The 24,106-nt window shown below is 62.9% G+C and carries 26 protein-coding genes and 1 riboswitch; of the genes, 12 read left to right on the top strand and 14 right to left on the bottom strand.

What is annotated here, in order from left to right; all coding sequences use genetic code 11:
• Positions 1-198 precede the first annotated feature (198 nt).
• From NKH60_RS10885 to derI, 3 genes are read left to right on the top strand one after another with little or no spacing between them, the layout of a single operon-like run.
• Entirely contained in the window at positions 199-963 is a 765-nt protein-coding gene (locus NKH60_RS10885; RefSeq protein ID WP_023676017.1) for a DeoR/GlpR family DNA-binding transcription regulator, read from the top strand.
• Between the two features lie 10 nt (positions 964-973).
• Entirely contained in the window at positions 974-1,732 is a 759-nt protein-coding gene (locus NKH60_RS10880) for a triose-phosphate isomerase (protein ID WP_352472271.1), read from the top strand.
• A gap of 26 nt (positions 1,733-1,758) precedes the next feature.
• Complete coding sequence (derI, locus tag NKH60_RS10875) at positions 1,759-2,202, top strand: D-erythrulose-4-phosphate isomerase (RefSeq protein ID WP_023676015.1); 444 nt, start codon at positions 1,759-1,761, stop codon at positions 2,200-2,202.
• Here the strand turns inward: derI and dhaL are convergent.
• The 10 genes from dhaL to mtnK all read right to left on the bottom strand — a co-directional run bounded on the left by dhaL (position 2,199) and on the right by mtnK (position 12,898).
• Positions 2,199-2,837 (bottom strand): dihydroxyacetone kinase subunit DhaL, encoded by a 639-nt coding sequence (gene dhaL / locus NKH60_RS10870; RefSeq protein WP_352472272.1) that lies wholly within the window; start codon positions 2,835-2,837, stop codon positions 2,199-2,201. The genes derI and dhaL overlap by 4 nt on opposite strands.
• Before the next feature lie 9 nt (positions 2,838-2,846).
• Positions 2,847-3,854: a dihydroxyacetone kinase subunit DhaK gene (locus NKH60_RS10865; RefSeq protein ID WP_352612252.1), complete on the bottom strand. Its 1,008-nt coding sequence runs from the start codon at positions 3,852-3,854 to the stop codon at positions 2,847-2,849.
• Between the two features lie 68 nt (positions 3,855-3,922).
• A complete protein-coding gene (locus NKH60_RS10860) occupies positions 3,923-4,396 on the bottom strand; it encodes a 6,7-dimethyl-8-ribityllumazine synthase (RefSeq protein WP_352612254.1) in 474 nt (157 codons plus the stop codon).
• A 77-nt stretch (positions 4,397-4,473) separates the two neighbouring features.
• Positions 4,474-4,620: riboswitch (FMN riboswitch) on the bottom strand.
• A gap of 116 nt (positions 4,621-4,736) precedes the next feature.
• Positions 4,737-7,046 carry a xanthine dehydrogenase family protein molybdopterin-binding subunit gene (locus NKH60_RS10855; protein ID WP_352612256.1) on the bottom strand — a complete coding sequence of 770 codons (2,310 nt, stop codon included), beginning with the start codon at positions 7,044-7,046 and terminating at the stop codon, positions 4,737-4,739.
• Between the two features lie 98 nt (positions 7,047-7,144).
• The gene (locus NKH60_RS10850) at positions 7,145-7,615 is read right to left on the bottom strand and encodes a nuclear transport factor 2 family protein (protein WP_352503006.1); all 471 of its coding nucleotides are present in this window, start codon (positions 7,613-7,615) and stop codon (positions 7,145-7,147) included.
• Positions 7,616-7,686: 71 nt separating this feature from the next.
• Positions 7,687-8,673, bottom strand: coding sequence for an FAD binding domain-containing protein (locus tag NKH60_RS10845; protein WP_352612260.1), 987 nt, complete (start codon positions 8,671-8,673; stop codon positions 7,687-7,689).
• Positions 8,674-8,676: 3 nt separating this feature from the next.
• Positions 8,677-9,339: a 2Fe-2S iron-sulfur cluster-binding protein gene (locus tag NKH60_RS10840; RefSeq protein ID WP_352612262.1), complete on the bottom strand. Its 663-nt coding sequence runs from the start codon at positions 9,337-9,339 to the stop codon at positions 8,677-8,679.
• A 130-nt stretch (positions 9,340-9,469) separates the two neighbouring features.
• Positions 9,470-10,354, bottom strand: coding sequence for a helix-turn-helix domain-containing protein (locus NKH60_RS10835; protein ID WP_352612264.1), 885 nt, complete (start codon positions 10,352-10,354; stop codon positions 9,470-9,472).
• Positions 10,355-10,535: 181 nt separating this feature from the next.
• Positions 10,536-11,630 (bottom strand): S-methyl-5-thioribose-1-phosphate isomerase, encoded by a 1,095-nt coding sequence (gene mtnA, locus NKH60_RS10830; protein WP_352612266.1) that lies wholly within the window; start codon positions 11,628-11,630, stop codon positions 10,536-10,538.
• The gene (gene mtnK, locus NKH60_RS10825) at positions 11,627-12,898 is read right to left on the bottom strand and encodes an S-methyl-5-thioribose kinase (RefSeq protein WP_352472279.1); all 1,272 of its coding nucleotides are present in this window, start codon (positions 12,896-12,898) and stop codon (positions 11,627-11,629) included. Before mtnK ends, mtnA begins: the two co-directional genes overlap by 4 nt.
• Positions 12,899-13,033: 135 nt before the next feature.
• Between mtnK and NKH60_RS10820 the strand changes: the two genes are divergently transcribed.
• The 6 genes from NKH60_RS10820 to NKH60_RS10795 all read left to right on the top strand — a co-directional run bounded on the left by NKH60_RS10820 (position 13,034) and on the right by NKH60_RS10795 (position 17,845).
• Positions 13,034-14,545, top strand: a complete 1,512-nt coding sequence (locus NKH60_RS10820) for a sugar ABC transporter ATP-binding protein (RefSeq protein WP_352472280.1) — start codon at positions 13,034-13,036, stop codon at positions 14,543-14,545.
• An 83-nt stretch (positions 14,546-14,628) separates the two neighbouring features.
• A complete protein-coding gene (locus NKH60_RS10815) occupies positions 14,629-15,624 on the top strand; it encodes an ABC transporter permease (RefSeq protein ID WP_352472281.1) in 996 nt (331 codons plus the stop codon).
• 46 nt (positions 15,625-15,670) lie between these two features.
• Positions 15,671-16,726: a substrate-binding domain-containing protein gene (locus NKH60_RS10810; RefSeq protein ID WP_352472282.1), complete on the top strand. Its 1,056-nt coding sequence runs from the start codon at positions 15,671-15,673 to the stop codon at positions 16,724-16,726.
• A 240-nt stretch (positions 16,727-16,966) separates the two neighbouring features.
• A complete protein-coding gene (locus NKH60_RS10805) occupies positions 16,967-17,113 on the top strand; it encodes a hypothetical protein (protein ID WP_352472319.1) in 147 nt (48 codons plus the stop codon).
• 10 nt (positions 17,114-17,123) lie between these two features.
• The gene (locus tag NKH60_RS10800; RefSeq protein ID WP_352472318.1) at positions 17,124-17,399 is read left to right on the top strand and encodes a DUF4440 domain-containing protein; all 276 of its coding nucleotides are present in this window, start codon (positions 17,124-17,126) and stop codon (positions 17,397-17,399) included.
• Positions 17,396-17,845: a GNAT family N-acetyltransferase gene (locus NKH60_RS10795; RefSeq protein ID WP_352612268.1), complete on the top strand. Its 450-nt coding sequence runs from the start codon at positions 17,396-17,398 to the stop codon at positions 17,843-17,845. Before NKH60_RS10800 ends, NKH60_RS10795 begins: the two co-directional genes overlap by 4 nt.
• Before the next feature lie 18 nt (positions 17,846-17,863).
• On the opposite strand, the gene NKH60_RS10790 is transcribed toward NKH60_RS10795, so the two are convergent.
• The 4 genes from NKH60_RS10790 to NKH60_RS10775 all read right to left on the bottom strand — a co-directional run bounded on the left by NKH60_RS10790 (position 17,864) and on the right by NKH60_RS10775 (position 21,569).
• Positions 17,864-18,136: a type II toxin-antitoxin system YafQ family toxin gene (locus NKH60_RS10790; protein ID WP_352502059.1), complete on the bottom strand. Its 273-nt coding sequence runs from the start codon at positions 18,134-18,136 to the stop codon at positions 17,864-17,866.
• 1 nt (position 18,137) lies between these two features.
• A complete protein-coding gene (locus tag NKH60_RS10785; protein ID WP_352472285.1) occupies positions 18,138-18,395 on the bottom strand; it encodes a type II toxin-antitoxin system RelB/DinJ family antitoxin in 258 nt (85 codons plus the stop codon).
• Between the two features lie 72 nt (positions 18,396-18,467).
• Positions 18,468-20,522 (bottom strand): bifunctional aldolase/short-chain dehydrogenase, encoded by a 2,055-nt coding sequence (locus NKH60_RS10780; RefSeq protein WP_352612271.1) that lies wholly within the window; start codon positions 20,520-20,522, stop codon positions 18,468-18,470.
• Positions 20,523-20,603: 81 nt separating this feature from the next.
• Positions 20,604-21,569, bottom strand: a complete 966-nt coding sequence (locus tag NKH60_RS10775) for a sugar-binding transcriptional regulator (protein ID WP_352612273.1) — start codon at positions 21,567-21,569, stop codon at positions 20,604-20,606.
• Between the two features lie 146 nt (positions 21,570-21,715).
• Here NKH60_RS10775 and NKH60_RS10770 point away from each other — a divergent pair, with 146 nt between their 5' ends.
• From NKH60_RS10770 to NKH60_RS10760, 3 genes are all read left to right on the top strand, one after another.
• Complete coding sequence (locus NKH60_RS10770) at positions 21,716-21,961, top strand: type II toxin-antitoxin system ParD family antitoxin (protein ID WP_352612275.1); 246 nt, start codon at positions 21,716-21,718, stop codon at positions 21,959-21,961.
• Between the two features lie 17 nt (positions 21,962-21,978).
• Positions 21,979-22,293, top strand: coding sequence for a type II toxin-antitoxin system RelE/ParE family toxin (locus NKH60_RS10765; protein WP_352472289.1), 315 nt, complete (start codon positions 21,979-21,981; stop codon positions 22,291-22,293).
• A gap of 90 nt (positions 22,294-22,383) precedes the next feature.
• The gene (locus NKH60_RS10760; protein ID WP_352612278.1) at positions 22,384-24,024 is read left to right on the top strand and encodes an acyl-CoA synthetase; all 1,641 of its coding nucleotides are present in this window, start codon (positions 22,384-22,386) and stop codon (positions 24,022-24,024) included.
• Positions 24,025-24,106 lie beyond the last annotated feature (82 nt).

Here is a 24,106-nt window from a genome sequence, read left to right as displayed (position 1 = left end):
CGAGCCCCTGATGCTTCTGGCCGGATTTCCGCGGCACCGCAACCGCTGGGCGCTCGGCCGGCAGCAATTCTTGTTACAGGACGCGACCAGAAGCGTCATGATATCCCATAGAGATATAACATTATCACAAAAATTTGGTGGCTTGTGCGACGTTTGGTGTTATATCTCGGAACCGGATTGCACGAGGAAGCCGCGGAAATGAAGAGCGACGGCCGTCGGCAAGGCATCATGGATTTTCTGATGGACATCGGCACCGCCAGTGTCGACGATCTTGCCTCACGCTTCGGCGTGTCAAAGATGACTGTCCACCGCGACCTCGACGAGCTCGAGGAAAGCGGCTTCCTGCGCAAGGTGCGCGGCGGCGCCTCGATCCAGCCGAGCAGCCTTTTCGAGAGCGATTTCCGCTACCGCCAGCGGCTGGCCGGCGACGAGAAGAAGCGCATCGCCGCCGCTGCCGTGACGATGATCGAACCGGGTCAGACGGTGATCATCGACGATGGCTCAACCGCGGGCGGCGTTGCTCGGCATCTTGCCGATCTGCGTCCGCTGACGGTGATCTCGAACAATCTGGCCGTCATCCAGGATTTGGCGGGCGTTGCCGGCATCAACCTGATTGCGCTCGGCGGCCAATACAACAAGAAGTTTCACGGCTTCTTCGGCCTGCTCGCCGAGGACACGCTGAAATCATTGCGCGCCGATGTCGCGTTCCTGTCGTCATCGGCCATCCATGGTGCCTCTGCCTTTCACCAGGATCAGGAAGTGGTCCAGACCAAACGGCTGATGATGGCCGCAGCAGCGCGCAAATATCTGCTGGTCGATCATGGGAAATTCGGCCGCACTGCCTTGCACTTCCTGACAGATCTCAAGGCCTTTGACACGGTCTTCACCGGCCGCGAGCCGCAGCCGCAGATGCGCGCCGCGCTGGATGGTGCCGGCGTTTCGCTGACAGTGATCGCAGAATAGGAGGGCACGTATGGTTTATTGGGTCGGCACCAGCTGGAAAATGAACAAGACGCTCGCCGAGGCGATGGCTTTCGCCGAGGCGCTGGCGGAGTTCGTCCCCGGTTTCGACGAGCGCATCCAGCCTTTCGTCATCCCGCCCTTCACGGCGATCCGCGAGGTCAAGAAAGCGCTGTCGCCGACGCGCATCAAGGTCGGCGCGCAGAACATGCATTGGGCCGACGCCGGCGCCTGGACCGGCGAGATCTCGCCGGTCATGCTGAAAGACTGCGGCCTCGACATGGTCGAGCTCGGCCACAGCGAACGGCGCGAGCATTTCGGCGAGACCGACAACGCCGTCGGTCTGAAGACTGCGGCGGCGGTGAAGCATGGTCTCGTGCCACTCATCTGCGTCGGCGAGACCCTGGCTCAACGCGACAGCGGGCAGGCCGCTGCGGTGCTGGCCTTGCAGGTGCACGGCGCGCTGCAGTTTCTCGAAGGCGCGGCGAAGGCGGCGACGATCCTGTTTGCCTATGAGCCCGTCTGGGCGATCGGCGACAAGGGCGTGCCGGCCAGTTCGGACTATGCCGACAGGCAGCAGGCGCTAATCAAGAAAATCGCACGCGACCTGCTGCCGGTGGTGCCGCCGGTGCTTTATGGCGGCAGCGTCAATCCGCAAAATGCCGCCGAACTGGTCGGCCAGCCCAACATCGACGGCTTGTTCATCGGCCGCTCGGCCTGGCAGGCGGACGGCTATATCGACATCCTCAAGCGCGCCTCGGCGGCGATCTGAATCACCAAACAGGAAGGAAACGGAACATGAAAATTGCCATTGGAGCTGATAGCGCCGGTAAGCCGCTGCTCGACGTCATTGCCGCTCACCTCGCTACCAAGCCCGGCCTCACGGTTAGCGACCTCAGCCAGTCGGGCTACTATGCCGACCTGTCACAGAAGCTCGCCCAGACCATCCTGGACGGCGAAAACGATCGCGGCATCCTGTTTTGCGGCACCGGCATCGGCGTATCCATATCCGCCAACAAGGTGCCCGGCATTCGCGCCGCACTCACCCACGACACCTATTCGGCCGAGCGCGCGGCAAAATCCAACAACGCCCAGATCATCACCATGGGCGCCCGCGTCATCGGCCCGGAACTGGCCAAGTCGATCGTCGATGCATGGCTTGCATCGGAATTCGATGAGAAGGGACCGTCGGCCGGCAATGTCCAGGCGATCGACAGGCTCGACGCGGCGAAGCGGGGTTAAGCCAGACTGTTCCACATCGCTCTGATAATCGTCACGGCCGATGCGGCGCCGGGGTCCATATGCCCGAGCGAGCGCTCGCCGAGCCGCGATGAGCGGCCCTTGGCGGCGATCATGTCCTTGGTCGCCTCGGCACCTCGTTCGGCCGCTGCAAGTGCAGCCTCCAGGCTCTCGGACAGGCTCTTGCCGGCTTCCTGCGCGGCACCCGCTGCTTGCGCAGCCGGCAGCCAGGCGTCGACCATGGTCTTTTCGCCGAGCTCGGCCTTGCCGCGATCCTGGATGCCTTGCGCCATCGCCCGGAGCATGGCGATGGTGTCAGCGTCCTCCAGAATTGCCTTGCCTTTGACGGCGGCGGCACCGCGCATGAAGGCGGTCGCATAGAGCGGGCCTGACGAGGCGCCGACCGCGTTGAGGAAGGATTTCGCCGCAGTGTTGAGCAGCGCCGTCGGCTCGGTCGCCGCGAGGTCGAGTTGCGCTAGTGCATCGCGCGCAGCTGTGAAGCCTAGTGCCATGGCGATGCCATGGTCGGCGTCGCCGATGACGCCGTCGAGTTGGCAGAGCCTGTCCTTGTCGGCGTCGATCGCCGCCGCGATCTCATCGAACATTCTTTTCAAGCCGACTGAATCGATCGAGGTCATGATGCTTTCTCAGCCGGCGCGGAACATGGCGCCGTCGCAAGGATGGTCGAGCATCGCCTGCAACTCGCCGTCGAGATGCATCAGCGTCACCGAGGCGCCGGCCATTTCGAGCGAGGTGCAGTAATTGCCGACCCAGGTCGCATGGACGGAAATACCGACGTCATCCAGCCTCTGCTTGACGCGTCGGTTCATGATGTAGAGCTCCATCAACGGCGTTGAGCCGAGCGAATTGACCAGAACGGCGACCTTATCGCCGCGCGCCGGCGCCATCTCGTCGAGGACCTTGTCCAGCATTTCGTCGGTGATCTCGTCGGCCGTTTTCAACTTTCCACGCGCGGTGCCTGGCTCGCCGTGGATGCCCATGCCGATCTCCATTTCGTCCGGGCCGATCTCGAAATTGGGCCGGCGGGTCTGCGGCAGCGAGCAGGGCGACAGCGCCACGCCCATGGTGAAGGTGTGATCGTTGGCCTTCCTGGCGATACGCTCGCATTCATCGAATGACAGCATCTGGTCGCATGCGGCACCGGCGGCCTTGAAGATGAAGAAATTGCCGGCGACGCCGCGCCGCTTCTGCCTCTGGTCGCGCGGCGCCGAGGCGACATCGTCGGTGGTCAGCACGGTGCGCACCTCGATGTCGTCCATTGCCGCCATTTCGGCGGCCATGTCGAAGTTCATCACGTCGCCGGCATAGTTGCCGTACATGAACAGCACGCCGGCGCCACCGCTGGCCGCCTTGGCGCATTCGAGGATCGGGTCCGGCGGCGGCGAGGCGAAGACATTGCCGATCGCGGCGGCGTCGGCCAGCCCCTTGCCGACGAAGCCGAGGAAGGTCGGCTCGTGGCCCGAGCCGCCACCGATGACGAGACCGACCTTGCCTGGGCGTGGGCCGTCGCGGGCGATGATGGAGCGCCGGCTGCCGTCCGCACTTCTGAGATGGCGCGGATGCGCGGCCAGGATGCCCTCCAGCATCTCATCGACGGAGCGGTTACCGTCATTGATGATCTTCTTGGTCTGCACCGGCATCCTCCCTGGTTTTCGTGAGATACTACAGCGCCTTACCGGGATTTCCACCCGCGACGGAGATTTCACGCCGCGATGCGTTCGCGTGCTGCCAGCAGTTGCACGCAGGCACTGGCCGCCTCTTTGCCTTTGACCCTGAAATGCTCGAAGAAGAAGCGGTGATGGTCCGCGCTGTCATGATAGTTGTGCGGCGTCAGCACCGCCGAAAGCACCGGCACGCCAGTCGACAATTGCACATTCATCATGCCGTCGATGACCGCGCTTGCAACAAACTCGTGCCGGTAGATGCCGCCATTGACGACGAACGCGGCGCCGAGGATAGCGGCATAGCGGCCGGTCACGGCAAGCGTCTTTGCATGCAGGGGAATCTCATAAGCGCCAGGCACATCGAAGACATCGACGGCAAAGCGTTTCTCTCCGAGAACCGCCAGTTCCGCCTCGAATGCTTCAACGCATTGGTCGACGATATCGGCATGCCAACGCGCGCGAATGACGGCAACGCGGATCGCTTCATAGTCGTTGTGGGAATGCTGATTCATGGGTCCATCCTTCCGTTTCGAACCAGAATCAGGACGCACGATACGGAGTCCGAACCGCGAAAGCGGACCGTCTTCCATTTCGTTCTCTTCCATCCGGACTGTGACCGTCGGCTCCGGAATCACACCGGATCTGCTGACCTCTCCGGCTAACCGGAAAGCGCTCGCGGGCTTGGGCCGAGACCCTTACCGCCGGTGGGGACTTTCACCCCGCCCTGAGAACATTGACGGCGTTTGTATGGAAGGGTCGGAAAGCGCTGTCAACCACCGTCGTCGTCGTCGATGGCGCAGAAATAGCGATCCGTTTCGACCTGGTCACCGTTGAGGGCGAGGGAGGAGAGCGTCAAATAGCGATCACAGGTAAGGCAGGCAGCACCTTGTCCAAGGTGATGGGAAATTCACGCACTCGCACGCCGGCCGCGTTGTAAACGGCGTTGGCGACAGCAGCCCCCGCACCGCACACGCCGAGCTCGCCGAGACCCTTTGCGCCAAGCGGGTTGGCCTTGTCGTCGTCTTCCTCGAGGAAGGCGACCTCCATATCGGGGACATCGCCATTGACCGGCACATGATACTCGGCAAGATCGTGATTGACGAAGTGGCCGTAGCGCGGGTCGAGCACCGTCTGCTCCATCAGCGCTGCACCGATCCCCCAGGTCATGCCGCCGATGATTTGCGAGCGCGCGGTCTTGGCGTTGAGGATACGGCCCGCGCCGATCACAGCCAGCATCCGGCGCATGCGGATTTCACCGGTATCGCAATCGACAGCGACCTCTGCGAAATGCGCGCCATAGGAATGCTGCGAATAGGTCTTGTATGACTGGGTGGTGGCGCCCGCGGCTACGGAGCCTTCGGCTTCGAGTCCATCGGGAGAGATCCCTCGGATAAGATCGGTCAGGCTCGCCGATCGCTGGCCGACCCTGACCTCGCCGTCGGCAAAGCTTGCCTCGGTGGCGTTCGCGCCGCGCAACGGCGAGGCTTCGTTCGACTGCGCCGCCTCCAGGATCCGTTCCTTGAGGACGTTGCACGCATTATACAAGGCCGAACCCGCGCTTGCTGCGCCCCAGGACCCGCCGGAGCCGGCGGTACGCGGGAAGCGGCTGTCACCGAGCTCCACCTTGACGGACGAGATCGGCAGGCCGAGGCTCTCGGCGGCAATCTGGGTCAGGATCGTATAGGTGCCGGTCCCAATATCGGTCATGTCGAGCCGCGCCGTCACCCGACCGTCCCGGTCGATCGCAACCCGCGCCGTCGCCGCGCCGATATAGTTCGGACGGATCGCCGCCGCCATGCCGTGGCCGATAAGCTTGCGGCCCTCCCGAGTTCGGCCCGGTGTCGGGTTTCTCCGCTCCCAGCCGAAACGGCGGGCGCCTTCCTCCATGCAGGCGACGAGATTGCGGGTGGAGAACGGCACGCCGCGCTCGGGATCCTGTGCCGGTTCGTTGCGGATCCTGAGTTCGATCGGGTCCAGACCGGCGCGCTCGGCGAGCTCATCCATGGCGCATTCGAAAGCCAGCATGCCGGGCGCTTCGCCGGGCGAGCGCATCCATTCGCCGCGGTTGATGTCCAGCGGAACCAGGCGATGGCGGGTGAGACGGTTCGGCGCCGCGTAGAGCGAGCGCGCAAAAACTGCCGTTTGTTCGCAGTACTCCTCGAAGCTGGACGTTGCCGACCAGACATCGTGTGCGATCCCGGTGAGCCGCCCGTCAGTGTCCGCGCCGAGACGTACCTGTTGGACCATCTCCGCGCGATGACCGGCATTGGCGAACATCTGTTGTCGCGTCAGCGCGATCTTCACGGGGCGCTGCAGCACCTGCGCTGCAAGTGCGGCCAGGATCGTGTCGGCATGGGCAATCAGCTTGGAGCCGAAGCCTCCGCCGATGAAGGGACTGACGATGCGCACTCGCTCGAGCGGGATGCGAAGCGTGCTGGCGACCCCGGCCCGGAAGTTCGCGAGGGTCTGCGCCGATGTACGGATCGTCAGCTCGTTGCCTGACCAGGCAGCAAGCGTCGCATGCGGCTCCATCGGATTGTGATGTTCGAAGGGGGTCCCGTAAGTGGAATCGATCTTGATCGGCGCCGTCGCAAAGGCGCGCTCGAAGTCGCCGACCACGCTGTCGGTCTCGAAGCCGGCATTGGTCCGCTTTGGCGCGTAGGCGTCGGCGATATGTCCCGGTAGATCGTAGAGGCCCGGCTCCTCGTCGTAACGTACTCTGATGAGGCCCGCAGCAGCGCGCGCCGCCTCGAACGTCTCCGCAACGACCAGCGCGACCGGCTCGTCGTAATACCGTACCCGATCGCTGTTGAGCGCGGGCCGGGGGCGCGTGAAGACCTCCGGCACCGTTGGCGTGACCGTTGGGCCGAAATCCGGCTGGGCCGGCGCATTGCGGTGCGTCATGACGAGCAGCACTGCCGGCGCCCGTTCGGCTTCGGTCGTGTCGATCTCGGCGATGCGGCCCTTGGCGACGGAGGCGCCGAGAATGTAGCCATAGGCTGTACCATCCAGCTCATTCTCGTAAGCGTATGTGGCGCCGCCCGTCACTTTGAGCGGACCGTCGATGCGGTCGATCGGCCTCCCGATGATGCCAGCATCGGCACGAGGTTTCACCCTTGAATGGGTGGCGGAGCCGGGCAGTCCGGGTATGGTCTCGTTCATAAGTCACCTAAAGATTTTTCATCTGGAGTTCGGAAACATCGAGGCCGCGACGACGCCGCTTCCTCGCACCTTTATGTTCGTCGCGCGGCGGCCGGAGCTCACGCGGCGATCTCGCCGAAATACTCGCGAAACTCGACCAGCCTCCCTGTTGGGCCGGCTCGCATGAAGATCGCATGCAGGCCAGTGTAGGGCGCGCCACCGATTGTCCCGCTCCCGCGATCGCAGACGATGACCCAGTCGGCGGCGAAGAGCTTGAGATCGACGGTCGATTTCGTGATCCTGTTCCCCTGCGCTTGATGCGCGGCGGTCCAGGCTGCGAGTGCCCGTTTGCCCTCTGGCGGTCCGTGTCGGCCTCGTTGCTCGCCGACAGGGAATTGGAAGGTCATCGTCTCATCGCAACAGTCAAGGAATGCCGTCCAGTCGCCAGAGGCCCAGCCGGCAAAGAAGGCGTCTACGGCGGCCTCGAGCCCGTGACGAGCTCCCGGGTCGGATGTGGCGCCCCAGGCTGTGGCGGCAGAGACGAGAAGGCCGCCACCCGCGGCGGCAACGGCGCGTCGCGTGAGTTTCATATCGATCTCCTGCTCGGCGCCGGCATCTGGGAACAGCGGTTCGGGGTCGTCGTCTCTGTCATCGCATCGCCTCATGCACTCTCGGCGGCAGCAGCCAGCGTGTGCCGTATCGTCCGTTTCGCCAGCGGGATCTTGAAACCATTGGCGCCATGACCGACGGCTCCGGCGAGCGCGGCTTCGGCCGCGTCGCTAAAGGCACCGTCGGATGCCGCCGCGCCTGCCAGCGCGCGCTCCGCCTCCGTCGCGCGCCAGGGTTTCGCTGCCACGCCGCCCATGGCGATCCGAGTGCTTCGGATACGGTCGCCGCTTTTCTCGACGATTGCTGCCACCGACACCAGCGCGAAGGCGTAGGAAGCACGGTCGCGCACCTTGCGGTAAACCTGTCGGCCGGGTGGCGGCGGCGGCAGGGCAACCGAGACGACTATTTCGCCGTGGCCGAGCACGGTCTCCACCTGGGGCGTCGCCTCGGGCAACCGATGGAAATCGCCGATCGGGATCGTGCGGGTCTCGCCGCCGGGCGAGACGGTCTCAATCCTGGCGTCGAGCCCGGACATGGCGACCGCCATGTCGGAGGGATGGACCGCAATGCAGGCTTCGCTCGCGCCGAGTACGGCGTGCATGCGATTGAAGCCCTGAAGTGCCGCGCAGCCCGAACCCGGCTGGCGCTTGTTGCAGGGCATGTTGCGGTCGTAGAAATAGGGACAGCGCGTGCGCTGCAGGAGATTGCCGCTGGTCGAGGCCTTGTTGCGTATCTGTCCGGACGCTCCCGCCAGCAGCGCTTGCGTGAGCATCGGATAACGCGACCTTACCCGCGGGTCGGCGGCAAGATCGCTATTGCGGACCTGGGCACCGATCCGAAGCCCGCCTTCCGCCGTCTGCTCGATCCGATCAAGCGGCAGCCGGCTGATGTCGACGAGATGCGCTGGGCGCTCGATCTCGAGCTTCATCAGGTCGAGCAGGTTGGTGCCGCCGCTGATGAACTTGGCGTCCGGCCGGGCCGCAACCGCGGCCGCCGCCTGCTCAGCACTCGCCGCACGTTCATAAGTGAAGGACTGCATTGCTCATGCCTCCTCTGCCGCGTCGCGGATTGCAGCGACAATGTTCGGATAGGCGGCGCAACGGCAGATGTTGCCGCTCATCCGCTCGCGGATCTCGGCATCGGTGGGAGCGACGGAAGCCGCTGCCACGTCGGCGCTCGCATGGCTTGGCCAGCCGGCCCGCGCCTCGCCCAGCATGCCAACCGCCGAGCAGATCTGGCCTGGCGTACAGTAGCCGCACTGGAAACCGTCGCGGGCGACGAAGGCGGCCTGGACCGGATGCAGCCGGTCACCCTCGGCAAGGCCCTCGACCGTGGTGATCTCGTCGCCTTCATGCATTGCGGCAAGCGTCAGGCAGGAATTGATCCGGCGCCCATCGACGAGCACCGTGCATGCGCCGCACTGGCCGTGGTCGCAGCCCTTCTTCGAGCCGGTGAGGCCGAGATGGTTGCGCAGGGCGTCGAGCAGCGTCGTCCGCGGGTCGAGCTCGATGGCAAGATCCTTCGCGTTGATCCGTAACGACATCGTCATCGTCGGTAGCGGTGAGGACGAGGACGACGCAGCCGTGACGGTCTCGGCCGGCTCGGCGTCAACCGGTAGTCCGGTAGCCAGGAGCACCCCGGTCGCAACACCGCCTTCCAATACCATCCGACGCGTCGGCCCGCTCCTGTTGTCCGTTTTGGCCATGCATGATCTCCCAGTCGCAATGAAGCCCAGACGGCAACTTGACCCGAGCGAACCCTCGAGTTCTGTCACCCAACGACACTGGAGGTGGGAGTGCGGGCGGCGGCTTTCTTTCAAGAAACCGGCGGCACTATCAGGATTCTGGAGAAGAATTCACCCGATAGGCACGAGGCGTCATGCCCCTCAGACGTCGGAAGGTCGTGGTGAAGTGGCTCTGGCTTGAGAAGCCGAGCCGAAAGGCAATGACACCGATCGACAAACCCGTTTCGCGCAGCAGCGCCTCCGCTCGCCGCACCCGTTCCTCGATCACATAGGCGTAGGGTGCAAGGCCGGTCGTCGCCTTGAAGCGACGCGCAAAACTGTCGACGGCCATGCCCGCGGCGGCTGCCAGCTCGCTTAGCGAAATGTCGGAATTCATATGCGCATCGATGTAATCCCGAACGCGACCAAGCGCCCGGCGGCTGAGACAGCCGTGACGTACAAACCGCGGTTGCTCCCCGCTCAGGTTGGCCACGCGGAGACTGACGAGGGCGACCAGATGCTCGACATAGGCAGTGTCTGGCTTGTGGCCGAGTGCCATCTCGTCACGAAGCGAACTCAAGAGCGTGGCGACGACCGCGTCTTTCTTGTTTACCAATATAGGCAGGTTCCTCAGGCGTTCGCATCCGGGAAGCCCGATATCGGGATCGATCCACAGGGCTGAATAGGAGAGGTTTACATCGCGATAGAAGCCCTGTCGTTCCGCGCCTGCCGGGACGAAGGTGAGGGCTCCGGGACGGTCCATTCCGTCGTAAAGGGATCGTGCCTCGTGCCGGATGGATGTATGGGACGTGCCGCCTTCTTCGGTCAGCACGATCAGATGATGAGGGGCTGTCCAGCGGAGCTCCGCCTCCCGGCACGCCCACCGCCGGTTGTCGAAGATGATCGAGGAGCTGACCCATGACGCGGTTTGCAGGGGCTCCGACTTCTCGTCCTGGCTCCGAACCCGTCCGTCACCAAGCAACGGTCTGAATGACATCGCGGTATCCCGCTGGTTCACTCGCCGAGCCGTGGGCAGCCCCGGCTTCGAGCGTTGGGCGCCGCCCCGCCGCTACGCATACGGCCGTCCATGTGGGACAGGCAACGGGCGTTTTTAACCGTGCCGTGTTCAAGAAATCGTGAGATTAGGCAAATCCGGAGCGCCCTCCCGGAAAAGCCGATCATCCGCGCTCGGGAAACATCACCCTCAGGCCTTCGCGCGAGGCCGTAGCGACACCGCGTTCGGTGATCAAGCCGGTGACCAGCCGCGCCGGCGTCACGTCGAAGGCCGGATTGGCCGCCGGCGTGCCTTCCGGGGATACGCGGACCTGGGCGATCTCGCCGGAAGCGGTCTTGCCCCAGACCAGTGAGACCTCGTCGGGCGAGCGCTGTTCGATCGGGATGTCGGCCAGCCCGTCGCCCACGGTCCAGTCGATCGTCGGCGACGGCAGCGCGACATAGAACGGCACGTCGTTGTCGGCGGCGGCCAGTGCCTTGAGATAGGTACCGATCTTGTTGCACACATCGCCGTCGGCGGTGGTCCTGTCGGTGCCGACGACGACCATGTCGATCTGGCCGCGCTGCATCAGATGGCCGCCGGCGTTGTCGACGATGAGCGTATGCGGCACGCCGTGGCCGGCCATCTCCCAGGCGGTCAATTGGGCACCCTGGTTGCGGGGTCGCGTTTCGTCGACATAGACATGGACTGGAATACCGGCTTCCGTCGCCAGATAGATCGGCGCGGTGGCGGTGCCGTAGTCGACGGTGGCCAGCCAGCCGGCATTGCAGTGGGTCAGGATATTGACTGGTTCGCCCGGCTGCTTGCGCGCCGCGATCGCCTTGATGATTTCGAGCCCATGGGCGCCGATGGCGCGGTTGAGGCCGACATCCTCGTCGGCGATCTCGCCGGCACGCCGATAGGCAGCCGCGGCACGTTCTGCCAGGGGAAGCGTCAGCAGGAAGCGCTGCATTTCGTTCAGCGCCCAGCGCAAATTGATCGCCGTCGGGCGCGTTTCGTGCAAGGTTGCCCAGACGGCGTCGAGTGCTGCATCCGACGGATCGTCGGCCATCTGCATGGCGACGCCATAGGCCGCGGTGACGCCGATCAGCGGCGCCCCGCGAACCCACATGTCGCGGATTGCCGTGGCGATGCCGGCGACGGTATCGATCTTTTCGATACGGAAATCATGCGGCAGCCAGCGCTGGTCGATGATCTCCACCGAACGCCCGTCGTCACTCGGCCAGATGGTGCGGTAGTGGCGGTCGCCGACGTTCAAATCCTGCTCTCCCGTTCGATCAGCGCGGCCAACCGGTTGACCTCGTCGATGCTGTGGATCTGGCGCCGGTTGACGGCGAGATGACGGCCGAATTTCAGCGCCTTTGCCTCACATCTGGCGCGCAGATCCGGATCGGCAATGGTCTCGAAATCGGCATTGTGGGCAAGGCCGAGAATTCGCCGGTGAACCTCGACGCCGGCAAAGCCGAGCAGATCGGTCCAGATCGAATGCAGCATGTGGTCTAGCGCCTGCTCGGCGCCAAGCCTGTCGCCCTGATCTTCGAACAGGCTCTTCTGGTAGAGCATGCCGGTACGCTCGGTTCGCCACAGATGCGAGAACTCGGCGCGAAACACCGACCATGTCTCGACCGTAACGCCGATCAGATAGTCACGCATGGCGTCGCGGCTTCCGTCCTGTTCATGGCCGCGCTGCGAGAAGAACGCCATCCAGAAGTTGGCGAGCAGCATGCCGACGTCGAAGGCGATCGGCCCGTAGAAGGCGAATTCGGGGTCGATCATCCTCGTTTCGGTGTCGGTGACCATGATCGAGCCGGAATGCAGGTCGCCATGCAGCAGCGTCTCGGCATTGGCAGCGAAGATGTGCTTCATGCGCTGCGCCTCGACCTTGAGGTCGCGGTCGGCGCGCAGCTCGGCGACAATGCCGTCGAGCTGCGGGCTGGTGTGCCGGTTCATCTTGGCATCGAAATATGGATCCGAGAAAACCAGGTTCTCGGTGATGTCGCAGAGTTCGACATTGTCGGCGAACAGCGCCAGATCGGCCTTGCGGTCCTTGGTCGCCATATGCAGATCGGAGCCGCGAAACAGCGTGCGGGCCATGAACAAGCCGATGTCTGTCGCGATGTTGGGCAATTGCCGGCCTTCGATCAGCGCCCGCCGCAGGATAATGTGCGGCGACAGATACTCCATGATGATCAGCGCCTGGCCTTCGTCGAAGTGATAGATATAGGGCACCGAACCCGGCGCCCGCGCCTGTTGCCGCGTCAGCGCATGGTATTCGAAGAAGGAGCGTTTTAGCGGCAGCGGCCAGCTGTCGCCGACCAGCCGGACGTAGGGCAGGGCCTGCTTGACGACGGCCGCACCCTCAGCACCCTCGACGATGAACACCAGGTTCAGATTGCCGTCGCCGACTTCACGAACCTTCCACTGGCTCGTATCCTTGCCGATCTGCGAACACAGGGCCTCGTTGGCACCGAGACGGCCCGCCAGTGTCTCGACCGACAGTGCTTCGAACGGCGATTTCCCAGTCATCCTCACCTCCCGCTCATGTGCTCCGATGATAGCGGAGCCAACGCGGTCGGGCCAAGCTAGGAAGCCTGCTGGCAATTGTCAATCGTGTTGACAATTGCCGATATAGCCCATAGCGTCATGTTCAGGGAGGAACGAATGGGCAATGATGCCGTGTTCCGCGTCGACGGCCTGAGGAAATCCTTTGGCCATATCGAGGTGCTTGGCGGCGTCTCGCTCGAATTGCGTGCCGGCGAAGTGACCGTGCTGATGGGCGCCAACGGCGCCGGCAAATCCACCCTCGTCAAGATCATCAGTGGTGTCTACGACCATGGCGGCGGCACGATGTCGCTTGCCGGTCACGTGTTCGACCCGAAAACGCCGGCGGAGGCGATCCGCGCCGGCGTCGTTACCGTCCACCAGAACATCAATGACGGTGTCGTCGCCGACCTCGACGTCGCCACCAACCTTACCCTCGACAGGTTGAGCGGCAGCGGCGTGCCGACCCTGTTCAATCCAGGCCGGGTGCGTCGCGAGGCAAAGGCGGTGGCCCACCGCATGGGACTGGCCATCGACCTCAAGGCCCGGATCAGCGATCTCTCTCTGGCCGACCGCCAGATGGTGGCGATCGCCCGCGCCATGGCGCATCGGCCGAAAGTGCTGATCCTCGACGAGCCGACCTCCTCGCTGTCCAGCGCCGAAGCCGACCGGCTATTCGCGCTGCTCGACCGGCTTCGCCAGCAAGGCGTGGCCATCCTCTACATCTCGCACCGTATGTCGGATATCAGACGGCTTGCCGATCGCATCATTTCGATGCGCGATGGGGTTATCTCAGGTATCTTCGACAAGAAGCCGCTGGATTACGAAGGTGCGGTCAACGCCATGCTCGGCCGCAAGATCCAGCTCGAGCGGATCGTCGCCAGGAATTCGGCCAAAGCAATTTTCACTGCCGACGCGCTGCGGATTGCTGAAGGCGCCAGGCCGATCTCGCTGACCCTCGGCGATGGCGAGGTCGTTGCCATCACCGGCCTTGTCGGTGTCGGCAAGACCGTGCTCGCCGAGACGCTGTTCGGCCTGCGCCAGCCGCTGGCCGGGACCATGGTGCTGAACGGGAAACCTTATGCTCCGGCATCGACCGGCGAAGCGATTGCCGCCGGTGTGTTTCTCGTCGCCAAGGACCGAGGCGAAAACGGCATCGTCGGCGACTTCAACATCCAGGAGAATATCAGCCTGCCGTTCCACAGCCGCATGTCGCGTCTCGGTGTTCTCAAACGCCGTATCGAACGCGCCATTGCCCGCCAGCAGATCCAGGAGCTCGGCATCGTCTGCCGCTCGGAGAGGGACGAGATGGCGTCGCTTTCCGGCGGCAATCAGCAGAAGGTGATGGTCGCCCGCTGGATGTCGCAGGCGGCAAGGCTTTTCATCCTCGACGAGCCCTTTCAGGGCGTCGACATTTCGGCTAGGCGCGACATCGCCGCCAAGCTGCGGGCCAGCGCCCACGGCCGCGCGACGCTGCTGTTCGTCACCGAACTCGACGAAGCCCTGGAGACGGCCGATCGCATCCTGGTGATGTCGGAGCAGACGATCGTCGGCGAGCACCGCAATACCGATGTCGATCTCGAGCGTCTGCTGGCCGAAGTGGCGGGCGGGCCGTTGCACAGCGCAGCCTGACGGCGGGATGACGATGAGAATTGGAATGGAGAGGGCATGAATTCGGGTTGGATAAAGACGGTGCCGGCGTGCGGGAGCGCTGAATGATCCTGCGCGACAATGCTATTCGCTACGGCTTCATCGTTCTGTTGTTCGGGCTGATCGGCTATTTCGCCGTCGCTGCCGATGGTTTCGTCTCGCCGCAAAGTGCTGTCTTCATCTTCCAGTCGGTCGCCATCACCGGCGTTCTGGCGCTCGGCGTCACCGCCACGCTGGTCGTCGGCGGCTTCGACCTGTCGATCGGCTCTGTCGCCACCAGCGCCATGATGGCGGCTGCCTATGTCATGGTGGTGCTGGGGCAGAACGCCGTCGTGGCGGTCGTCGTCTGTCTTGTGATCGGCGCCGTCGTCGGCCTGATCAATGGCTGGCTGATCGTCTATATGCGGGTTCCGGACCTTTTGGCGACGCTCGGCATGATGTTCCTGCTTGTCGGCCTGCAGCGCATCCCGACCGAAGGCCGTTCGATCGCCACCGGCATGACCATGCCCGACGGCTCGGTCGCCAACGGCAGCTTCGGCGCCGCGTTCCTGGCGCTTGGCCGCCATCGCTTCGATTTCTTCATCCCGAACCTCATTCCGGTGTCGGTCGTCGTTCTGCTCGTGCTGGCGGTGCTGATCTGGTTTTTTCTCGAATACACGCGTTTCGGGCGCATGATGTATGCGGTCGGCAGCAACGAACGCGCCGCAGAACTCGCCGGCGCGCCTGTCAAGGCATACAAAATCTGGGCCTACGTTATTTCGGGAGTTTTTGCCTCGATCGGCGGCATTTTGCTCGCTGCCCGGCTTGGACGCGGCGACATCGCCTCGGGTAATAATCTGTTGCTCGACGCGGTGGCTGCGGCACTCATCGGTTACGCGGTTCTCGGCGCCGCCAAGCCGAACGCCTTCGGCACGGCTGTCGGCGCGGTGTTTGTCGGCGTGCTGCTGCAAGGCCTGACGATGATGAACGCGCCTTACTACACGCAGGATTTCGTCAAGGGCGTGGTTCTCGTGGTCGCCCTTGTCTTTACCTTCGCCCTTTCCGGCAGGGGCAGGAGATAGGGTTCGACCGGGTCATATTTTGGGTTCAACAAGTGGAGGAAACGACGTGAACATCACAAGAAGGCTTTTGGGGAAGGCAGCGCTCGGGCTTGCCGGCGCAACATTGCTGATGCAGATGCCGGCAATAGCGCAGGACAGGCCGGCGCCGTTCGACAAGCCGGGTGCCGTCAAGATAGCGCTGGTCCGCTATCTCTCGACCGGCGACTTCTTCCAGGCCTACCTTTCCGGCGTCGAGGCGCAGGCCAAGGCGCTCGGTGTCGACCTGCGCGTGCTCGATAGCCGCCAGGACGCGGCGCTTCAGGCGGACATGGTCGACCAGGCTATCGCGCTCGGCGTCCAGGGCATCATCATCCAGCACGGACTGACGGAATCGATGAAGGACGCCGCCCAGCGTGCGGTCGACGCCGGCATCAAGGTTGTCGCCTTCGACGTCAATGTCGAAAACCCCAAGATCCCGCAGATCGAACAGTCCGACCGCGACCTCGCGCGCCTGGCGCTCGAACAGGCGGTCAAGGACAATGGCGAGAGCTGGAAGGCCGGCTATGTCTATGTCGCCGGCATCGCGCCGCTCGACCGCCGCAACGAGACCTGGGTCGAATTCAAGAAGAAATATTCGGGCATCAACGAAGCCGCCATGTTCGGCACGCTCGACAATCCGATCGCCAATTCGGTCGCCAACCAGGCCCGTTCGGTGCTATCGGCCCATCCCGACATCAAGGTGATGTTCGCGCCCTATGACGAATTCGCCAAGGGCGTGAAGATCGCGGTCGACGAGGCCGGGCTGAACAAGGACATCAAGATCTATTCGGCCGACATCTCGACCTCGGATATCGCCGCGATGCGCGAGCCGGACAGCGCCTGGGCGGCAACCGCCGCCACCAACCCGGCCGTCGTCGGCCAGGTCTCGGTGCGTGCGCTGGCGCAGCTCCTGGCCGGCGAGGATCCCGGCCACAACGTCATCGTGCCGCCGACGCTGATCACCCAGAAGGATCTGCTCGACAAGGACATCAAGAACATGGAGGACCTCTCGGCCAAGCTGCCGCAATTCGCCCATGCCGATGTCGCGATGCCGACCTGGATGCCGAACCCGAACGCGAAGTAGCGTTTCAAGCAAAAGGAAAGAGCGGACAAGGCTATAAGCCTTTGGCGGACATGTGGAACTAGACGCGTACTCGGAACCAAGAGCCGCCTGCTGCAGGGTGTTGCAGGCGGCTCTTCTTGTCTTGCCGAAGATGTTTTCACCGCGGGTTTGCCGGATTTAATTGTCGCCAGTTCCGATTTTGCAACGTTGCAAAAATCATGCGCGAAAGTATCGGTTTATCGGGAGTTTTGCGAAAGGCTGATGATGTCAGCGAATGAGATTGATGTTGAAGTCTTTAAGCAGATCGAACAGCAATTGCACTGGCCAGAGGTTCGTTCTTCCCGGGACGCCGTCTCCCCATTTTTGGGGGAAATTTCTTGGATTTTGGCAGTTCTGGCGGGTTTATGACAAAGCTGTAGTGATTGATTCTCTGTTCCAAGAAACGCACTCGGGCAGAGCCACTCTACCTGAAATCCGTGATTTCGCCGTCAAGCCCATCGCGGCGGATGCTGTCTTGGTTCTATATCGTAGTATCCGCCGATCAGATGGGGGGACGCCTGAGAGGAGGACTCTTCGGAGTTCGATCTGGAAGCTTTTTGATGGGCGATGGCAGATGCTCTTCCATCAAGGAACGATTGTTCCGTATGTGTCGTCAGTTTCGGATATTTGCGAACCTCGGAGAGGTAGCTTGTGAAGATTGAGGTTTTGACAGAGGCAACTCCGACCGTGACGGAAGCGATCTCCCAATTGGTGTCTCAACTATCAACGAAGGCAGCCACCCCAACATTCGACAGCATCACTAGGGTCGTAAAATCGCCTGCTACTATTCTTCTCGTAGCCCGTTCGGAAGAGGGTGCCTACGTTGGCATGTTGACGCTCGTGCTCTTCGAAATCCCTACGGGGATCAGGGCTATAATTGAAGATGTCGTTGTTGACGCTGGTCATCGAGGTCAGGGCTTCGCGGAAGCCCTGACACGAGAAGCGCTGAGGCAGGCACAAGAGGCTGGCGCAAGAACAGTGGACTTAACTTCCCGCCCGTCGCGAAAGGCTGCCAACGCCTTATATCAGAAACTTGGTTTCGAGCGGCGGGAGAGCAACGTGTATCGCTTCTCGTTCCCTTTCCAGTCGCAGAATTCCTAAGTTTCGCGACAGCTTCGGCTATTCGTTGAACAGATCGGAATGGGAGCCGGTGCGAGCTAGCTGGAGTTCATCGCCGGCAACTCGGTAGATCAAGAGCCAGTCCGGTTCTATGTGAGCGTCACGAAAGCCTTTCCAATCGCCTTTCAGCGAGTGGTCCTTATAGCTCGCCGGTAGCTCATCTCCGGCGAGCAGGAGGCCTAGCAGTTCGCGCAACTTGCCAAGATCTTTGCCCCGCTTCTCCGCACGTTTCACGTCGCGACGGAATTGCCCAGAGCGAACGGGCGTCAGCACGTCACATTCCCAAATCCTTGAACAACTCATCGGCCGAGGCGAAAGGCTTGCCCTTGCCACGTTCCAATTCGGTCATGGCCTTTCGAGTCGTTGCGTTCGGCACTTTCACCGGGAAGGGAAATTCCTTGTCGGCGGCGACGCGGACCAGCAGCAGGCGAATGGCGTCGGAAACGGACAATCCCATTGCCGCCAAGGCCTCCGTTGCCTGATCCTTTGTCGCCGTATCGATCCGAGCGCGGACCACGGTATCCGTTGCCATGTTGTGACTCCTTAAGAGAGCCACAATGTAGCTACAAAATACCAATTACGCAAGTGTGATCCCCGATCGCGCCTACCTCAACGCCGCCGCGATGTTGCCGCCATCGACCGTCGTCACATCGGCGGTGGTCCGCTCGGCCAGCGCCTGATGCAGGAAGGCCTGGGCCACGTCTTCTGCCGTCACTTCCTGCCCGAGCAGGTTGCCCGACATGTACTCCTTCTCCGACACGCCGCGCGCGCCCGAGCGGCTGGCGATCATGGCGTCGGTCAACAGCCCCGAACGGATGCGGTCGGCGTTGACGGCATTGGAGCGGATGCCATGCGCGCCGTAGTCGAGGGCATATTGCCTGGACAAAAACAGCGTTGCCGCCTTGGGAATGCCATAGGCGCCGAATTTCGGCCCCGGATTGACCGCCTGCTTGGAGGTATTGAACAACAGCACGCCGCCGGTGCCCTGTTCCAGCATGATGCGCACGGCATTCTGCGCCGCCGACTGGTGGGCGAAGAAATTGAGTTCGAAACTCTTGCGCAAGGTGGCGTCGTCGAGTTCGCCGATCCGGCCCTCCCAGGCAGCACCGGCATTGGAGACGAGAATGTCGAGGCCGCCGTAGACGTCGACCGCTTTGTCGAAGGCGGCGCGCATCTGCACCGGATCGGTGATGTCGGCGCCAATGCCGATCGAACCGTTACCGGCCTTTTTTGCCGCCTCGGCAGCCCTTGACCCATCGAGATCGACGACGACGGCATGGGCACCGTTGTCGGCGAACAGCTTTGCCGTGGCAGCACCGATCGCGCCGGCGCCGCCGGTGACCAGCATCACCTGGCCGGTCAGCGGCTTCGGCTTGTTGGCGGCGAGCTTGGCCTGTTCCAGCGACCAGTATTCGAGCGGGAACAGGTCGGCTTTGGAGAGCGGGCGGAAATCGCCGACGGCTTCGGCGCCGCGTACCGCCTCGATCCACATTTCGCCGACGTCGGAGGCGATCTTCGCATCCTTGAGCGTGCGACCGTGGCCGAACATGCCGAGGCCGGGCACCAGCGTCAGCCGCGGCATCGGGTCGAGCATGGTGCGCTTCACGTCGTCGAGCGCATCATTGGTTTCGAAATAGGCGCGATAGTCCTTGGCGAATTTCTCGACATGCTGGCGGATGACGGATTTGTAGTCGCCGACCTTGTCCGCGTTGGGCGCCGGCAGTGCCATCGGTCCGGTCTTGATGCGGATCGACAGGTCGGGTGTCGACACGCCGCGTCCGGCATAGTCGGCAATTTTTGCCGAATTGGTGAAATCGACGATCGCATCCGAGGTGCGGAAATCGCTGATCATGCGGTCGAAGCGGCCTTCGCCGCGTGCCACCGCCGCTGCGCCGCGCAGCATCGGCGCAATCTCCGCGGGCTTCGCCAGCCTGGCCGGCAGTGCCACCTTTTCGGTGCGCGGCTTGCCGTTCCCAGCGATGAAATCCTCGGCGACGTTCACATAATGGATCATCCTGTCATAGGCCTGCCTGGCATCGTCGCCGAAGGTGAAGATGCCGTGCTTGTCGAGGATCAGGCCTTCGACCGTCGGATCGGCGTCGAATACATCGGCGGCCGCCTTGGCCAGATCGAAGCCCGGCATGATGTAAGGCACGAATCCCATTTTCTCGCCGAACACCTTCCGGCTCAGCGCCTCGCTGTCCTCCTGGTCGACGATGGCCAGGATCGCCGTCGAATGGGTGTGGTCGACGAATTTGTGCGGCAGGAAGGCGTGCAGCAGCGTCTCGACCGAAGGGTTGGGCGAGGACGGGTCGATGAGGTTCGCCCGCTGCAGCGCGACCATGTCCTCGTCGGAGAGCTTCTTGAGCGACCGCGCCTTCAACAGCGCGCCGAGCTTGACCGCCGGCAGGCCCTGCGGCTCGATGACGCCCATGTCCCAGCCGCTGCCCTTGACGCAGAGCACGTCCCATTCGTCGCCGACAAGGTCGGTGGCCTTGGTCTTGCACGATGTATTGCCGCCGCCATGGAGGACGAGCCGCGGCTCGCCGCCCAGCAGCCTGGTCGTATAGACGCGCAGCGCCAGGTCGCGGGCCACACCCTTCTTTGCATAGTCGGCGACCAGCTTCTCCGCCTCGCCGTCATTCCACAGGTTCTTCATGTCAGCTTCGTCCGATTTCTCTTTTGTTGTGAACAGGAATACCGCGACGCCTTGATGACAATGCGTCGGCGGCTCTAGGTATCAGGCGACCTCTTTTGCTGCTGCTCCGGCATGGTCGAGCAGCCGTCGCGCCATGCGCGCGCCTACGACCAGATGGGTGCAGAGCCCGCCGGCGATCGCCGCGACGAGCGGTTCGAACTTGCTGTCCTCCTGCACCACCACAAGGCGCTTTTCGATGCTGTGCAGCGATGACAGCTCTGCCGAAATCAGCCGGCGGTTGTAGCTGCAGTCGAGCGCCTGGCCTCGGGCGTCGATGATCTGCCCGGCAATGACGCCGGCCGCACCCGCCTTGCGCAATGCAGCCATTTCGCTCTCGGTCAGCGCGCCGCATTTGACCAGATGGCTGTCGGTGTCCACCGAGCCGACCGAATACAGCGCCAGGTCGCACTCACCGATGCCCGACAATTGCTCGCGGATCACCGGCTCGGCGCGCAGGCCGCGTGCCAGTTCTTCCGTCGTCAGAACCAGCGGCGCGTAGAAGTTCAGTCCCTTGGCGTTGAGCCGGCGCGCGATTTCCATGGTGCACTGGTCCGGCCGGTACGAATAGGGGGCGCCCAGATTGCCGCAGAGCTGCACCACGGTGACGTCCTGCAGATCGGCATAGGACATGATGTCGGCGATGGTGTAGATGGTCCGCCCCCAGGCGACGCCGATACGGTCGCCCTTCCTGACCAGCTCGAGAAAGACGCTTGCCGCCAGCACCGCGATGTCGGTCGAGGGGTCGGCGACATAGCCGTTTTCCGGCGCGATCCAGACCGCGTCGAGCTTCAGCGCGTCTTCCAGCTTGCGCGCCAGCACGTCGTCGGTGAAAAGCTGGGTCGAGGTCGAGATGTTGACGATGCCGGTCTCGCGCGCCTTGCGCAGATACATCGCCACCGAGGCACGGGAAATCTTGAGCTGGCTGGCCACCTGGTCCTGGCGCAGGCCGTGTGCATAGTAAAGCCAGGCGGCCTTGTGGATAAGCTGTTCTGCCGGTCGGATCGCCATGCCATCTCCTCGCTGACATTATTCACGGCTCTCGACAAAAGTCAAACCTTAGGCTGCGCACCTGATCCGACACCTGGCATTCCGGATGTCAGTAATTGCGCATTTATTGTTATCTCGGTACAATAAACCGATCAGGAGGTCCGACAATGAACGTATCATTGGGAGAGCGTTGGGAAACCTTTGTTTCCAACATCGTCAAGTGCGGCCGCTACGGTTCTGCCAGCGAAGTCGTGCGCGAGGGCCTGCGCCTTGTCGAAGAGCGCGAGGAAAAGCTGAAGGCGCTCCGTGCCATGGTGGACAAGTCGTTTGCTGAAGGCGGCGAAGCCACCGAGCAGGATATTGACGCCGCCTTGGAAGCCAAGGCCAAGCAACTCGCAAGGGAAGGCTTTTAGGAGTGCCACGGCTGCGCATGCTGCCGTCGGCACAAGCAGATTTGGTCAATATCCTTGAATACCTCACTCGTGAAAGCGGCAGCCTGTTTATTGGCGGGCGTTTTGTGGATGCTCTGCGCCAGAAATGCCGTGATCTGGCGAGCTTGCCGGCGACGATTGGTCGTGCTCGTCCCGAACTCCGGCCGGACGTCCGAAGTTTCGCTTTCAGGGGATACGTGATTTTCTTCCGCTATAATGGCGACTTTTTCGAAGTGGCGAATATCGTGGAAGGGCATCGGGACATCGACGCTTTGTGGCCGGAGGGTGAGGGCGGGGAGGGGCGTCCCAAGTAATGGGCGAAGTGTCTGATGGCGGTGCACGAATCCAGTACGCGCTCAGGATCTGGTGGTAAGAAGGCTCGACCAGACATTGCGGAGGACGGGATGGGCAATCCCTACGAACAGGATCTCGACAGGAATCCGGCCAACCACCAGCCGCTGACGCCGCTCACCTATTTTGAGCGGGCGGCAAAAACCTTTCCCGACCAGACCGCCATCATCCATGGCCGCCAACGCACGACCTATCGCGATTTCTGGAAGCGCTCGCTGAGGCTTGCCTCGGCGCTGGCGAAGCGCGGTATCGGCAAGGGCGACACCGTCACCGTCATGCTGTCGAACACACCGCCGATGCTGGAAGCGCATTTCGGCGTGCCGATGACCAGGGCGGTGCTGCATTCGCTCAACACCCGCCTCGACGCCGCCGTCATTGCCTTCCAGCTCGATCACGCCGAAAGCAAGGTGCTGATCGTCGACCGCGAATTCGCCGGCGTGGTTCGGCAAGCGCTGACGCTGGCCAAGGTCAGGCCGCTGCTGATCGATTACGACGATCCCGACTATGCCGCCGATGCGCCCTATGCCAAGGGCGAGCGGATCGGCACGCTGGACTACGAGGCGTTTGTCGCCGACGGCGACGAGGATTTCGCCTGGTCGATGCCGGACGATGAATGGGATGCCATTTCGCTCAACTACACCTCCGGCACGACAGGCAATCCGAAGGGCGTCGTCTGTCACCACCGCGGCGCGGCACTGATGGCCTATGCCAACACCATCCATGCCGGGATGGGCAAGCACCCGGTCTATCTGTGGACGCTGCCGATGTTCCACTGCAACGGCTGGTGCTTTCCCTGGACGCTTGCCGTGCAGGCCGGCACGCATGTCTGCCTGCGCTGGGTGCGGCCGAAGCCGATCTACGACGCCATCGCCGATCACGGCGTCACCCATCTGTGCGGTGCACCCATCGTCATGTCGGTGCTGATCAACGCCTTGGACGAGGACAAGCGGCAATTCCCGCAGACCGTCACCTTCAACACCGCCGCGGCGCCGCCGCCTGAGGCGGTGCTGTCGGGCATGGCCGATGCGGGCTTTGCCGTCACCCATCTCTACGGCCTGACCGAAACCTATGGCCCGGCCGTCGTCAACGAATGGCATGGCGAGTGGGACCTGCTGGAGAAAGGGGCGAGGGCGGCGAAGAAGGCCAGGCAAGGCGTACGCTATGCCGCGCTCGAAGGCCTGACGGTGATGGACCCGCAGACGATGCAAGAGACGCCGGCCAACGGCGAGACGATCGGCGAGGTGATGTTCCGCGGCAACATCGTCATGAAAGGCTATCTCAAGAACCGCAAGGCGAGCGACGAGGCCTTTGCCGGCGGCTGGTTCCATTCGGGCGACCTCGGCGTCATGCACCCGGACGGGTACATCCAGCTCAAGGACCGTTCCAAGGACATCATCATCTCCGGCGGCGAAAACATCTCCTCGATCGAGGTCGAGGAGGCGCTGTACAAGCATCCCGCCGTCGCTTCTTGCGGCGTTGTCGCCCGATCCGACGACAAATGGGGCGAGGTGCCGGTCGCCTATGTCGAGCTGAAGCCGGGCAAGGCGGCGACCGAGGCGGAGGTAATCGAGCACTGCCGCGCGCTGCTCGCCCGCTTCAAGGTGCCGAAAGCGGTGATCTTCGCGGAAATCCCGAAGACTTCGACGGGCAAGATCCAGAAGTTCCGGCTGCGGGAGATGGCAAAGCAGCCTTAGGTCGTGTGGACTCTTGGGATTCCCAAGGCTGAGCAAATCAGATTCAAGGCTGTCTTTTGGAGGCAGCCATGGGTGTTCTCGA

The sequence above is a fragment of the Mesorhizobium sp. M1006 genome (assembly GCF_040318825.1).
Taxonomy (GTDB): domain Bacteria; phylum Pseudomonadota; class Alphaproteobacteria; order Rhizobiales; family Rhizobiaceae; genus Mesorhizobium.
The sequence above is the reverse complement of the archived record's forward strand: the minus strand, read 5'-3'. Positions and strand labels throughout refer to the sequence as shown.